This window comes from Duganella sp. 1224 (assembly GCF_013408245.1).
Lineage (GTDB): Bacteria > Pseudomonadota > Gammaproteobacteria > Burkholderiales > Burkholderiaceae_D > Rugamonas.
Genome location: NZ_JACBYS010000001.1, coordinates 2,501,882 through 2,513,951, shown reverse-complemented (window position 1 = coordinate 2,513,951; position 12,070 = coordinate 2,501,882). Strand labels below are relative to the sequence as shown.

15 protein-coding genes are annotated in these 12,070 nt (G+C 66.1%); 9 read left to right on the top strand and 6 right to left on the bottom strand.

Going from position 1 to position 12,070, the window contains the following annotated elements:
- Positions 1 to 2,025 carry a site-specific recombinase gene (locus FHW58_RS11250; RefSeq protein ID WP_179673076.1) on the bottom strand — a complete coding sequence of 675 codons (2,025 nt, stop codon included), beginning with the start codon at positions 2,023 to 2,025 and terminating at the stop codon, positions 1 to 3.
- A gap of 176 nt (positions 2,026 to 2,201) precedes the next feature.
- Between FHW58_RS11250 and FHW58_RS11245 the strand changes: the two genes are divergently transcribed.
- Positions 2,202 to 3,269: a porin gene (locus tag FHW58_RS11245; RefSeq protein WP_179673075.1), complete on the top strand. Its 1,068-nt coding sequence runs from the start codon at positions 2,202 to 2,204 to the stop codon at positions 3,267 to 3,269.
- A gap of 36 nt (positions 3,270 to 3,305) precedes the next feature.
- Positions 3,306 to 4,142, top strand: coding sequence for a branched-chain amino acid aminotransferase (locus tag FHW58_RS11240; RefSeq protein ID WP_179673074.1), 837 nt, complete (start codon positions 3,306 to 3,308; stop codon positions 4,140 to 4,142).
- Positions 4,143 to 4,161: 19 nt separating this feature from the next.
- Here FHW58_RS11240 and FHW58_RS11235 read toward each other — a convergent pair whose 3' ends face one another.
- The 3 genes from FHW58_RS11235 to FHW58_RS11225 all read right to left on the bottom strand — a co-directional run bounded on the left by FHW58_RS11235 (position 4,162) and on the right by FHW58_RS11225 (position 5,603).
- Complete coding sequence (locus FHW58_RS11235; protein ID WP_179673073.1) at positions 4,162 to 4,689, bottom strand: DUF3617 domain-containing protein; 528 nt, start codon at positions 4,687 to 4,689, stop codon at positions 4,162 to 4,164.
- Between the two features lie 64 nt (positions 4,690 to 4,753).
- Complete coding sequence (locus FHW58_RS11230) at positions 4,754 to 4,900, bottom strand: lmo0937 family membrane protein (RefSeq protein WP_019921959.1); 147 nt, start codon at positions 4,898 to 4,900, stop codon at positions 4,754 to 4,756.
- A gap of 79 nt (positions 4,901 to 4,979) precedes the next feature.
- Positions 4,980 to 5,603 carry a glycine zipper 2TM domain-containing protein gene (locus tag FHW58_RS11225; protein ID WP_179673072.1) on the bottom strand — a complete coding sequence of 208 codons (624 nt, stop codon included), beginning with the start codon at positions 5,601 to 5,603 and terminating at the stop codon, positions 4,980 to 4,982.
- Between the two features lie 121 nt (positions 5,604 to 5,724).
- Between FHW58_RS11225 and FHW58_RS11220 the strand changes: the two genes are divergently transcribed.
- Positions 5,725 to 6,444 carry a Crp/Fnr family transcriptional regulator gene (locus tag FHW58_RS11220; protein WP_179673071.1) on the top strand — a complete coding sequence of 240 codons (720 nt, stop codon included), beginning with the start codon at positions 5,725 to 5,727 and terminating at the stop codon, positions 6,442 to 6,444.
- A gap of 104 nt (positions 6,445 to 6,548) precedes the next feature.
- Here the strand turns inward: FHW58_RS11220 and FHW58_RS11215 are convergent, their stop codons facing one another.
- Positions 6,549 to 6,773, bottom strand: a complete 225-nt coding sequence (locus FHW58_RS11215) for a glycine zipper 2TM domain-containing protein (RefSeq protein ID WP_179673070.1) — start codon at positions 6,771 to 6,773, stop codon at positions 6,549 to 6,551.
- 108 nt (positions 6,774 to 6,881) lie between these two features.
- Complete coding sequence (locus FHW58_RS11210) at positions 6,882 to 8,852, bottom strand: AsmA family protein (RefSeq protein WP_179673069.1); 1,971 nt, start codon at positions 8,850 to 8,852, stop codon at positions 6,882 to 6,884.
- Between the two features lie 128 nt (positions 8,853 to 8,980).
- Here FHW58_RS11210 and FHW58_RS11205 point away from each other — a divergent pair, with 128 nt between their 5' ends.
- The 6 genes from FHW58_RS11205 (at position 8,981) to FHW58_RS11180 (ending at position 12,061) form a co-directional block, all read left to right on the top strand.
- Positions 8,981 to 9,364 carry a DUF4398 domain-containing protein gene (locus FHW58_RS11205; protein WP_373996655.1) on the top strand — a complete coding sequence of 128 codons (384 nt, stop codon included), beginning with the start codon at positions 8,981 to 8,983 and terminating at the stop codon, positions 9,362 to 9,364.
- A gap of 25 nt (positions 9,365 to 9,389) precedes the next feature.
- Complete coding sequence (locus tag FHW58_RS11200; protein WP_179673068.1) at positions 9,390 to 10,304, top strand: OmpA family protein; 915 nt, start codon at positions 9,390 to 9,392, stop codon at positions 10,302 to 10,304.
- A gap of 40 nt (positions 10,305 to 10,344) precedes the next feature.
- Positions 10,345 to 10,890 carry a bacterioferritin gene (locus FHW58_RS11195; RefSeq protein WP_179673067.1) on the top strand — a complete coding sequence of 182 codons (546 nt, stop codon included), beginning with the start codon at positions 10,345 to 10,347 and terminating at the stop codon, positions 10,888 to 10,890.
- Positions 10,891 to 10,951: 61 nt separating this feature from the next.
- Positions 10,952 to 11,254, top strand: coding sequence for a YqjD family protein (locus tag FHW58_RS11190; protein ID WP_155466996.1), 303 nt, complete (start codon positions 10,952 to 10,954; stop codon positions 11,252 to 11,254).
- A gap of 6 nt (positions 11,255 to 11,260) precedes the next feature.
- Positions 11,261 to 11,644 (top strand): phage holin family protein, encoded by a 384-nt coding sequence (locus FHW58_RS11185; protein WP_179673066.1) that lies wholly within the window; start codon positions 11,261 to 11,263, stop codon positions 11,642 to 11,644.
- Positions 11,645 to 11,653: 9 nt separating this feature from the next.
- Entirely contained in the window at positions 11,654 to 12,061 is a 408-nt protein-coding gene (locus tag FHW58_RS11180) for a hypothetical protein (RefSeq protein WP_179673065.1), read from the top strand.
- Positions 12,062 to 12,070: the final 9 nt, after the last annotated feature.

Genomic DNA, 12,070 nt, shown 5'->3' with positions numbered 1-12,070 from the left:
TCAGGCCTTTTCAATAGGTTGGTGGTCGTCGGACGAGCCGAACAGGAAGGCGATCGGCCCCGTGCGGAAGCGGCGCCCCAGCGCCTTGGTCAGCTGCCAGCCATGCTGGAAGCGCACCTGCCGCGAGCGCAACGCCACCCACAGCGCCAGGCCAAAGCTGACCAGCAGATTGACTGTCCCTATGGAAAGAAAACCTGCTACCGAGGTCACAACCAGTTCCCAGCTGACATTGTGATCGAGTCCCACAATTGCTGTCGCAAAGTTGGCGGATGAGAACGTGACGTGGCGGATGTCGAGCGGTATCCCCAGCACGAAGCCGAGGAAGGGCATGATGCCCAGCAGGATGCCGAAGTAGAAGTTACCCATCAGCCCGCCCAGATTGCCTTCCAGGTAGCGCCCCAGCCGGTCCAGCCGTTCCTGTCCCAGCAGCCAGCGCAGGCCGCGCAGCTGCGCAATGCGCTGCGCCCAGCGCGTGTACAGCGCCTTGTTGTCGTAGTAGCCGGAGATCAGGCCGGCCACGAACAGGCAGACGCCGGCGATGGCCGCGTAGATCAGCGTCGGCGCGTGGATCGGGTCGATGTCGTGCAGCAGGTGCATGGCCTTGTCGGGCGACACCAGGTGGTGGCCGGTCATGTAGGGCCAGGCCATGGCGATCAGCCAGGCGGTGGGGATGCACACCGCCAGGTTGCCCAGCACCGCCATGTTTTGCGTGCGGATCACCTTGGCGCACAGCTCGGCCATGCTGTCGATGTCGATATTGCGGCCGTCCTTGCTATGCAGGCCGGAGGCGATGCGCGAGGCGGTCATGGCCGGCTGCTTGGTGGCCACCGTGAAGTGCAGCAGGTGGATGAAGACGAAGCCCAGCGAGTAGTTCATGCTGAACAGAAAGGCTTCCACCAGCGGCGCGGCGCGCAGATAGGACATCAGGATCTTGAACAGCGCCATGAAGCCGATCACCAGCCCGGCGCCGGCCGAGGACACGAACATGGCGCCCAGCTCGCGCCGGGTGTCGGCCACGTAGTGCTCGCCGGTGTGGCTGGCGTTTTCGGTGACGTTGCGCGCCAGCAGGTTGATGTTGTCGCTCAACAGGTCGCGCACCATGTACTTGTTGTTGTGCGCCGCGATCAGTTCCAGCGCCAGCGCGATGGCGGCGGCGCGGCGCGCCTGGTCGTGCGCCTCGCCGGGCGCGTGCACGTCGACCAGGAACAGCAGCTTGCGCATGCGGTCCAGGCTCTGCGTCAGCGACACCAGCAGGTAGGTGAGGGCGATGCTGGTGCCCTGGCTCAGCGCCTTCTTGCGGATCTTGGCGATGACGGCGTCGCACTGCTCCAGCATCACCAGCAGGTGGCGCGTATCGTCGAGGTCGGTTTCCTGGCCGGCCAGCTTGCGGTGGTAGGCGTCCAGGTAGCTGTTGACCTCGTAGTTCTGCACCATGAAGGGCGACTCGTAGGTCTCCATCTCGGTGTGGAAGTTGGTCAGGCGCGGCTCCAGGCCGATGGCGCAGACGCGGTAGGACAGGGTGCGGATCGCGTCCAGCAGGCCGGGCAGCATCAGGTTGCCGCCCTGTGCGGCCTCGGCGCGGGCGTCGGCGCGCTGCTCGGCGTGCGCCACCACGTCGATCAGGGCCAGCCAGTCGGCGGCCGGCACCGCGGCCATCCAGAGATGGTCGGTGCGCTTGTAGACGATCTGGTCCAGCGCGTCGCTCAGGTATTCATTGCCCAGCGCCGGCGGCAGGATGCGGTAGGCGATGCGGGTCTTCAGCTCGCTGAAGAAGCCGTCGTTCGACAGCACGCCGATCTCGGTGTACAGGCTGGCGTGGCGGCGCGAGGCCAGCAGGTTGCGGATGTGGTTGCGCAGCGCGATGGCCTGCGCCGGATTGCCTTTCAGTAGCTGGCACAGCGTGCGCACATTGGCGGCGGCGCGCGCGCCGTCGGTGGCGCGCTTGGGACGCAGCGTGTCAAACAGCGCCACCAGTACACCGATGTCGTTGCTGTCTGCGTCTATGCGTTCCAGGAGGTCGAGCATCAGGGAGCCTCGTTCGATAAAAATGCAGTATAGCGGCAGCCGCTCGCCAAGTATGTACGCTAACGAACATAAGTTTCCTTAGCGAAATCTAGAGGGTGCGTGAACATGCGCACAGAAAGCGCGCCAGGCGGCGACTACACTGGTGCTTAACCGCTCACCCATGCTTTCGCAAGACCATGAAACCCGCTCTCGTCACGTTGGCTTTGATCGCACCGCTCGGCGCGCTGGCGCAGACCGAGGTGTACGGCGTGCTGGACGCCGGCGTGGTGGCCGAGCGTGGCTGCCAGGCCGATTGCGCCAAGACCCGCGTCGACAGTGGCGTCTCGACCGGCTCGCGGCTCGGCGTGCGCGGCAAGGAGGACCTGGGCAATGGCACCTCGGCCGTCTACACGGTGGAGGCGGGCATTCTCAACGACACCGGCGCGTCCGACCAGAACGGCCGGCTGTTCGGCCGCCAGGCCTTCGTCGGCCTCGATGGTCCGCTGGGCGTGGTCACGCTGGGCCGCCAGTACAACCTGGTGTACGACACGCTGACCGATGTGGCCGATCCCTTCCACGGCGGCATGGCCGGCAGCGCGGCCAACCTGGTCGGCTACACCACCAAGCGCTATGACAACACCATCAAATACAAGTCGCCGCGCTCGCGCAGCGGGCTGATCGGGTCGGTGATCTACAGCTTTGGCGAATCGCCGTTCAACAGCAAGGTCAACCGCGCCTATGGCGCCACCATCGGCTATGAAAAAGGCCGCGTCAACCTCAGCATCTCGCACCAGCGCAAGGACAATCTGCTGGACGCCACCGGCACCACGCCGCCGGTCGACCAGTCGGCGCACAACACGCTGGTGGCGGCCAATGTGGATTTCGGCCGCTTCGTCGGCTACGCGGCCTACGGCCACAGCAAGGGCGACGGCAGCATGCAGTGGGACGAAACCAATCCCTACGGCGCGGTGGCGCGGCGCGACTGGTCCGATAACAGCCGCGACGTGCTGGTGGGCGTGGCGGTGCCGATGGGCGCCACCACTTTCCTCGCATCCTACATCCACAAGGACGATCGCGGCCCGGCCGACCGCGACGCCAACCAGCTGGCGGTGGGCGCCAGCTACGCCTTCTCGAAGCGCACCAACGTGTACGCGTCGCTCGCCAAGATCCAGAACCGCAACGGCGCCGGCTACACGGTCGGCAACGCCAGCAACCGCGGCAGCGGTGACCGCGCGATCAATATTGGCCTGAAGCACAGCTTCTAAACATGCTACATTGCTGGTTTTTGACCAGGAAGCGGCATGTATCTCACTTACTTCAACGGCACTTGGGCCGAGGGCAATGCGCCATTGTTTGGCGCCATGGACCATAGCGTCTGGCTGGGCTCGTCGGTATTTGACGGCGCCCGCTCGATCCGCGGCCACATGGCGGACCTGCGCCTGCACCTGCAGCGCGTGATCACGTCGGCCGAGCGCGTTGGCCTGGTGTGTCCGCTGGGCGTGGATGAGATGGAGCAGCTGGTGCGCGAGGGGGTGGCCAAATTTCCGGCCGATGCCGAGCTGTACATCCGGCCGCTGGTGTTCGGCACCGACGGCCTGCTGATCCCCGTGCCGGAGAAGAGCGCGTTTGCGCTGACCCTGTTCGACGCGCCGGTGCCGCCGTTCACCGGTTTCTCGGCCTGCCTGTCGCAGCTGCGCCGTCCGGATGCCTCGATGGCGCCGACCGACGCCAAGGCGTCGTCGCTGTACGCCAACACCAGCAAGGCGCTGCGCGAGGCCAGGGAGCGCGGTTACGACAACGCGGTGGTGTGCGACAGCGCCGGCCACGTCGCCGAGTTTGCGACCGCCAACCTGTTCTTCGTCACGCCGGCGGGCAAGGTGGTGACGCCGGTGGCGAATGGCACTTTCCTGTCCGGCATTACCCGTGCGCGCGTGATCGACCTGCTGGCCAAGGAGGGCGTGGCGGTGGAAGAGCGCAGCGTGCTGCCGGAGGAGTTGACTACGGCGGTGGAGATTTTTAATACCGGTAACTTCGGCAAGGTCACGCCGTGCATCCGTTTCGAGGGGCGCGCCTTGCCGATTGGTCCGGTCGCCACGCTGGCGCGCGAGCGCTATATGGCCTACTCGGACAGCCAGTAATCGCCTGCGGACCGGCCGCTCAGGGCTTGGCCGGGCAGGTGGCGGCCACCCAGCGGCCGGCCGATTCCACCGTGGCCTGCTGCGGGCCGGCGCCGGTGTTGTTGGTCACCTGCATGGTGGCGCTGTAGGCGCTGTCGCCCTGCAGCCGCACCTGGCCGTTGCCGCTGGAAGCGGGATCGGTGCAGCTGAAGGCCACGTCCACGCCGCCGGCCACCGGCGTCTGCTGCGAGGTGCACTTGCCTTGCGTCCCCAGCGGCAGCTCCTTGCGTGCCGCCATCTCCGGCGTCACGCAGGCAGTCATGCGCAGGCTGCCGTCGCTGCCCGCTTGCGGCATCGACACGCCGTTCTGCGCCATCATCGCCTGCACCTGCGCGCGCTGCGCCGGCGGCAGCACCGCCAGTTGCGACAGCGCGGCGCTCACCGCCTGGTCGGTCTGGGCGTTGCCGGTTCTGACCTTGCTGTTCAGTTCCCACAAGCCGGGCTTGACGGTTTGCGCGTTGGCCTGCGCGACGGCCAGCATGGCCAGCGTCATCAACAGTCGTTTCATGATCAACCTCCGTTAAAAATAAAAACGGCGCCGGAGGCGCCGTTTGATCCGATGGCGGAGAAGGCTACACGCCGCGTCCGCTAATCAGGCGCAGCAGCACCATGATGATGGCGACCACCAGCAGGACGTGGATGAAGCCGCCGATGGTGTACGAAGTCACCAGGCCCAGCAGCCACAGGATCAGCAGAACTACAGCGATGGTATAAAGCATGATTAATCTCCTCGGGTTGTGTTGAGTTCATTATCAGCAATACCGGTTCTGCTTTCTGTACGTTGCCGTACTAAAATCATTAGTCCAGCGGACGCAGCTGGCCCTTGACGATGCGCACGCTGTCGCCGTTGCGCCATTCCGGCTGGTGCGAGGTGTGGATGACGCGGCGGGTGCCGTTGTCCATGCGCACGGTGACGTCCCAGCTATAGGTCTTCTTCATATTGCCTTCGATCTGGTTGCCGGCGACCGCGCCGCCGACGGCGCCAGCCACGGTGGCCAGTTGACGACCATGGCCGCTGCCCACCTGGTTGCCCAGCAGGCCGCCCAGCACCGCGCCGCCGACCGCGCCGACGCCGCTGCCTTGCGCGCGGTGTTCAATGCTGCGCACCGATTCCACCACGCCGCAGTTGCCGCACGGGGCATTGCGCGCTTCCTGTTGCGGCAGCTGGCCCTGGCCCTGCATCGCGGCGACCGGCGCGCCGGCTGCGGTGGCAGCTGCGGCCGGTGGCGGCGCGTCGTTATACGCCAGTTGCTGCGTGGCTGGCGGCGCCGGTGGCATGCCGCTGACCTGTTCCGGCACGGTGGCCTTGGAGGTGGGCAGCCAGCCCAGAATCGCCGCGCTGCCGACGCCGCAGAACAGCACCACCGCCACGGCGGCGATGACCATCATCGGGTGGGTACTTGGTTTGTTTGGGGTGTCCATAGTCGCTTCCTTTTTTCTTGGTTGAGGTGGTGCATTGCAGACCATATTTTCCCCGCGCGCTTCTATTGCTTCCGTGCGTCACCGTACATACACAGCAAATAATTGCCCTTAATCTGTTTCCATGCATACCTCTATTTCACATTCCCCCGACGATGACCGCGCACAACCCCGGCTGGCCAACAATCGCTTGCTGGCCAGCTTGCCGGATGAGGACCAACTCCAGCTCGCTGCGCGCTGCGAAACGGTGCGGGTGGATAACGGTCAGGTGTTGTCGGAGCCGGGACAGGAGATGCGGTATGTGTATTTCCCCATCGATTCCCTGCTGTCGCTGCTGGGCGTGGCCGAGGGCCGCATGACGCTGGAAGTCGGATCGGTCGGACGCGAGGGCATGCTGGGCGCGTCCCTGGTGCTGGGCCATGAGCTGGCGCAGGTCCGGGCGGTGGTGCAGCGCTCGGGGCGCGTGTACCGCATGGCGGCCGGTGATTTCGTCACCGAGTTCCATCGCATGGAGTCCTTGCAGCGCCTGCTGCACCGTTATATCGATACCCTGCTGGCGCAGACCATCCAGATCGCCGTGTGCAGCCGCTTCCACGTGCTGGAGGCGCGGCTGGCGCGCTCATTGCTCATCACCCGTGACCGGCTGCAGTCGGAAAAATTCCACCTGACGCACGAGTTCCTGGCGCATGCGCTGGGCGTGCGGCGCGTTGGCGTGACCAAGGCGGCCAGCGCGTTGCAGCAGCAGCGCTTGATCACGTACAGCCGCGGTAATATCGAGATCCTGGACTCGGCCGGCCTGGAGGCTGCCTCGTGCCACTGCTACGAAATGTTCAAGGATAAGTGAGAGAAGAGGCCGGGGCCGGGCGGAGGGCGCCGGCGCAAAACGCAAAAACGCAAAAACGCCATTCCCGCGCGAGCGGGAATGGCGTGGGTTGGTCAGGCCGGCGATTAACGCGGTGGCTTCTGCACCTGGTTACCGATCACGCCGCCCACTGCCGCGCCGCCCACGGTGCCGACAGCGCTGCCGCCGGTCAGCACCGAGCCGGCCACGGCGCCGACGCCGGCGCCCACCGCGGTGTTACGGTCCTGGTTCGACATGCCTGCGCAGGCGCTCAGGCCCAGGGTGGCCGCCAGCATGGCGGCGGTTGCTGCGATACGCTTCACGTTGTTCATGATTTTTCTCCTCTGGCAGGTTCGGCGCGGTATTGCGCCTTCACCGATGGCTCCAGAGTACAAAACCTCGGATTGTGCTTCCGTTCGTCAGCACACATTGCGACAGAATCAATGCCCGGGCGCCAGCTTGCCCACCCGCGCCATCAGCGTCTGGCAGCCCGGCGTCGCGCCCGGCCCGGTGCTGACCAGCGGCACGATGGCCGCCACCGGCGCCACCACCGCCAGCGCCAGCGCGCCGCCGGCGCGCAGCGCCACTGCGCTCTTGTCGACGCTGACGTCGGGATCCTTGAACGTGCCGCGCACATAAATCGGTGCCCGCAGCGAAATCACCCGCACCGACTTGGCGTCCGGCTTCAGCGTCAGGTCCAGCTTCTCGTTGCCGAGGTTGACCGTGCCGTTGATGTCGATCTTGGCCTCGGAGGTGTCCACCACGAACAGCCGCGACTTCATCACGCCGTTGCTGACGGCGAAGTCGGTCACCATGCAGTTCAGCTTGACCTGCTTGTCGCCGGCCAGCCGCGTCAGCACCACGCTGCCGATGTTCAGGCCCATGGTTTCCAGCAGCAGCTTGCTGACGCTGCCCTGGTTGACCACGCCTTTGAGTTCGCCGTTCGACGAGCCCAGCAGGCTGGCCACCGAGTTGCCGGTGGCCGCCAGCGACACGTCGGCGTTGACCTCGCCCACCGTGGCCTGCATGCTGTCCAGCGGCACCAGCTGCTTCAGTTGCAGGTGGCGCGCGTCCGCCTTCAGCTCGGCGCGGATGGCGTGCGGATTGACCTTGCCGCTGCCATCCAGCATGACGGTGGACGCGAAGCGGCCGCCGGCGATGTCGAAGTCCATCGGCTTCAGCGACAGCACGCCGTCCTTCATGTGGATCTGCGTTTCCAGGTTCTGGATCGGCAAGTCCTTGTCGCGCGTGATGCGCGCGGCCTTGAAGTTGACGTCGGCGTCGATGGCGGTCCAGCGCTCGGTGCGGAAGGTTTCCACCGGCAGCACCTTGTTGCCCGGCTGGCGTTCGTCGGCGCCGCGCGCCGCCTTGCTGGCGTTGGAGTCGGCGCCGATCAGCGGGCCGAGGTCCGACACCTGCAGCAGCTTGGACCGGATGGTGCCGCTCAACAGCGGGCGCGGCTGGCCGGTTTTGAAGTCCAGCTTGCCGGCGATGTCGCTCTGGCCGACCTTGCCGGTGAACTGGTCGTAGACCCAATGGCTGGCGTTGGCGCCGAGGTTGCCGGTCAGGTGGCCCTCGGTGACGAAGGGCGGCGTTTCCGGCAGCAGCACGCCGGTCAGGCCGTACAGGCGCGCCATGCTGGGACCGGACAGCTTGAGGCGCATGTCGAGCGCGGCCAGCGCGGCCGGCTTGGTCAGCGTGCCCTCGAAGGCGATGTGGGTGCCGCCGACGTCGAGACTGGCCGCCAGCGGGAACGGCGTGGTCTGCTGGCGCAGCGACAGCACGGCGCCGGCCTTGCCGCTGCCGCTGACGTCCTGGTTATTCCACTTGCCGCGCAGCTGCCAGGCCACGCCGTAGCGCGCGTCGTTGATGGTATCGACCCGCGCGCTGGCGTCCACGTGCGTGACGGCGTCGATGTAGCGCACCGTGCCCTTGGTCAGCACCACGCGCTGCACGTCCAGCGTCCAGGTGGACGGCTGGTCGTCGCGGTGGAAGGTCCAGTTGTTGCGGCCGTCGGCGTCGCGCTGCAGCAGCAGGTTGGGGTTGTCGAAGCGCAGCTCGGGAATCTCGATGCGCTGGCGCAGCAGCGGCAGCAGCTCGACTGCAAACGCAAACTGGCTGACGCTGACCATCTCGGCCGGGGCCCGCATCGCGCGCGGATTGCCGATGTGGACATCCCGCGCCACCAGGTGCGGCAGCGGCAGGATGCGCCCCTGCTGGCGCCACGCCAGCGCCACCTGGCCGCGGATCTCGAACGGGCGGTCGATGGCCGCGCTGATCCTGTCGTTCAGCCAGGGCCGCGCCCGGTTCCAGTCGACGCTGGCCAGCACGGCGGCGGCGAGCAGCGGCACGGCCACCACGAGGGTGGCGCCGACGGCGAGGGCGAGGCGGGTGCGGCGCGGCAGGGGCATGGTGTTCCTGTGTTCTTATCGTTGCCTCATTTTACACACTCCGGCTTTTTGTGCGTCACCGTACTGATGCTGTCTCGCCATCGGCATATAAAGTCAACCATCCCATTCATATTTTGAGGAGAACAATAATGATGACGATGAATACGCAATGGCTGATCGGTATGGCGGTGCTGGCCGGCCTGGCTGGCTGCGCCAGCGAAAAAACCCCGGCCACCGCCGATGTGGCGGTGTCGCGTGAAGCCGTGTCCGCCGCGACCGCGGCCGGCGCCGCCGATCTGGCCCCGGCCGAAATGAGCTCGGCCCGCGACAAGCTGATGCGCGCCAACCAGGCGCTGGCCGCGCGCGACTACAAGACCGCGCAGGACCTGGCCAACCAGGCCTCGGCCGACGCCCAGCTGGCGCAGAGCAAGGCCAACTCGGCCAAGGCGACCGCCGCGTCCGATGAACTGCAACAAAACATCCGCCTGCTGCGCGAAGAACTGGCCCGCGCCAGCGCCACGACGCAACAGTAATCAACAATAAATAACGGAGCCCATCATGAAGAAACTGATCCTGCTGCCTACCGCGTTCGCCGTGTCGATGATGTTTGCCGCCTGCAGCAGCACGCCGACCACCACCAGCCAACTGGACCAGGCGCGCGCCGACTTCGTCGCCGCGCAGAGCAACCCGTCGGTGGCCGCCAACGCGCCCCTGGAATTCAAGGCCGCGTCGGACGCACTGGATGCCGCCAACGCCGCCGCCGCCAAGCGCGAAAGCCTGAACGACATCGACAAGCTGGCCTACATCGCCAAGCAGAAGATCGCCACCGCGCAGGAAGCCGCCAAGGCCAAGCAGGCCGAGGCCGACGTCGCCAACGCCGCCCGCCAGCGCGATGAAATCCGCCTGCAGGCGCGCACCGCCGAAGCCAACCAGGCGCGCGTGGCCGCCGACCGCGCCAAGTCGCAGGCCGAGCAGGCCAAGGCCGACGCCGACGCCGCCCGCGCCCAGGCCGATGCCGCCGCCAGCTCGGCGCGCGACGAGCAGGCCAAGAACGCCGCCCTGCAACAGCAACTGGCCGACCTGCAGGCCAAGCAGACCGAGCGCGGCCTGATCATCACGCTGAGCGACGTGCTGTTCAACGTCGACCGCGCCGAGCTGAGCGCCGAAGGCATGCGCACCGCGCAAAAACTGGCCGACGTGCTGATGCAGGAACCGCAGAGCGTGGTGCTGGTCGAAGGCTTTACCGACAGCACCGGCACCTCGTCGCACAACCTCGACCTGTCGCAGCGCCGCGCCGAAGCGGTGCGCAACGCGCTGATCGGCCTGGGGGTGCCGGGCAACAAGATCGCCACCCGGGGTTACGGCGAAGCCTACCCGGTGGCCAGCAATGCCGACGCCGGCAGCCGTCAGTTGAACCGCCGCGTCGAAATCGTGCTGTCGCAAAACGGCGCCCCGATCGCCAACCGTCGCTAATTCGCGCCGTTTTTATCTCTTACTTAGGAAGGAAAGACTCATGGCTGAATCCCATCCCACCCAAGCGGCAGGCCTCGACAAGGAAGCCATCCGCGCCGCCGCCCGCAACCTGGAAGACGGTCCGGTGACGGCCGGCTACCAGGGCGACCGCGAGGCGGTCATCAAGATGCTGAACGACGCGCTGGCGACCGAACTGGTGTGCATCAACCGCTACAAGCGCCACTACTACACGGTGAGCGGGCGCGAGAACGCGGCCATCAAGGCCGAGTTCCTGGAGCACGCGCAGGAGGAGCAGGAGCACGCCGACTGGCTGGCCGAGCGCATCGTCCAGCTGAACGGCGATCCTGATTTCAATCCAGCAACATTGCTTGAGCGCAGCCATGCCGAGTATGATGCGTCGGAAGACGTGCAGTCGATGGTGCGCGCCAACCTGGTGGCGGAGCGCGTGGCGATCGAGTCGTATCGTCAGATGATCCAGCAAATCGGCGACAGCGACCCGACCACGCGTCTTCTTTTGATCAAGATCATGGCGGTCGAAGAGGAGCACGCGGACGATATGCGTGACATGATGACCGAACACGGTTGACACGTGCTTTCGCGATTTGCTGTAAAGTTTTCACATCAACAACCAAAACAGGAGCTCCATCATGCTGGAACAAAACATCAGTACCGTGAACAATGACGTGAAAACGCTGGTGAAAGACGCCCAGGCACTGTTCACCGCGGCCACCGCGCTGACCGGTGAAAAGGCCGAGGAACTGCGCGGCCGCGGCATGCGCGCGCTGGACACCGCGCTGGCCAAGGCCCACGAAGCCCAGGTCAGCGCCGTGGCCGCCACCAAGGAAGCCGCCAAGCAGGCGGACGAGTACGTCAAGGAAAACCCTTGGCGTTCGATCGCTGCGGCGGCCGGCATCGGCCTGCTGATCGGCGTCATCATCGGCCGCAAGTAAGCCACCGTGACGCAAGAAGACGATCCACGTCCGCCAGGGCTGATCGCATCGCTGGGTCTGGTGACCCGCAATGCGATCGCCCTCGTGCTCAACCGGCTGGAGCTGGCCGCGCTGGAGCTGGCCGAGGTGCGCAACCATTTGCTGCAACTGGTGCTGGTGTTCGCGCTGGCTGTACTGCTGGGCGGCTTCGCCCTGATCTACGCTTCGGTCACGCTGGTGTACCTGGCGTGGGCGGCCATTGGCTGGGTCATCCTGCCGATCATCACCGTCGTGTTCCTGCTGGTGGCCATCGGTCTGATGCTGTATGCGCGCGCGCTGATCCGCAGCGGCAAGCTGGCGCTGCCGGCCACCATGGCGGAACTGAAGTCCGACCGCGACATGCTGTTGTAAGGAGAGGCCGTGAGCAAACATGAAGACGCGGCCGCGCTGGCGGCCGAGAAGCAAAGACTGATACGCGAAGGCGAACTGCTGCGCATCAAGGTGGTCCACGCCAAGGCCCTGACCGGCCAGGCGCTGCACCCGGAGGCGCTGATGCACGGCGCCATGGACCACGTGGTCGGCCTGGCGCAGGCGCGGCTGGGCGGGCTGCTGCACGGCGGCCCCGGCGGCGGCTTCAGCTTCAAAGCACTGGGGTCGCTGGCCTCGTTCGGCACGCTCAAGTCGCTGATGCCGTATGCGCTGACGGTGGGCTCGTTCATCGCCCGCAAGCGGCTGATCAAGCCGGCGCTGGCGCTGGCCACGGTGGCTGGTGTGGGCGCGGCCTGGCTGCTGCGCCGCAAACCCACGCAGCAACACGAATTGCCTTGAGCACGCCAC

Bases quoted from the DNA above. Each gene is read 5' to 3' on its own strand.
- FHW58_RS11190 (WP_155466996.1), top strand. From the start codon at position 10,952: ATGCTGGAACAAAACATCAGTACCGTGAACAATGACGTGAAAACGCTG.
- FHW58_RS11200 (WP_179673068.1), top strand. From the start codon at position 9,390: ATGAAGAAACTGATCCTGCTGCCTACCGCGTTCGCCGTGTCGATGATG.
- FHW58_RS11230 (WP_019921959.1), bottom strand. From the start codon at position 4,900: ATGCTTTATACCATCGCTGTAGTTCTGCTGATCCTGTGGCTGCTGGGC.
- FHW58_RS11235 (WP_179673073.1), bottom strand. From the start codon at position 4,689: ATGAAACGACTGTTGATGACGCTGGCCATGCTGGCCGTCGCGCAGGCC.
- FHW58_RS11210 (WP_179673069.1), bottom strand. From the start codon at position 8,852: ATGCCCCTGCCGCGCCGCACCCGCCTCGCCCTCGCCGTCGGCGCCACC.
- FHW58_RS11250 (WP_179673076.1), bottom strand. From the start codon at position 2,025: ATGCTCGACCTCCTGGAACGCATAGACGCAGACAGCAACGACATCGGT.
- FHW58_RS11215 (WP_179673070.1), bottom strand. From the start codon at position 6,773: ATGAACAACGTGAAGCGTATCGCAGCAACCGCCGCCATGCTGGCGGCC.
- FHW58_RS11205 (WP_373996655.1), top strand. From the start codon at position 8,981: ATGATGACGATGAATACGCAATGGCTGATCGGTATGGCGGTGCTGGCC.
- FHW58_RS11220 (WP_179673071.1), top strand. From the start codon at position 5,725: ATGCATACCTCTATTTCACATTCCCCCGACGATGACCGCGCACAACCC.
- FHW58_RS11240 (WP_179673074.1), top strand. From the start codon at position 3,306: ATGTATCTCACTTACTTCAACGGCACTTGGGCCGAGGGCAATGCGCCA.
- FHW58_RS11225 (WP_179673072.1), bottom strand. From the start codon at position 5,603: ATGGACACCCCAAACAAACCAAGTACCCACCCGATGATGGTCATCGCC.
- FHW58_RS11245 (WP_179673075.1), top strand. From the start codon at position 2,202: ATGAAACCCGCTCTCGTCACGTTGGCTTTGATCGCACCGCTCGGCGCG.
- FHW58_RS11195 (WP_179673067.1), top strand. From the start codon at position 10,345: ATGGCTGAATCCCATCCCACCCAAGCGGCAGGCCTCGACAAGGAAGCC.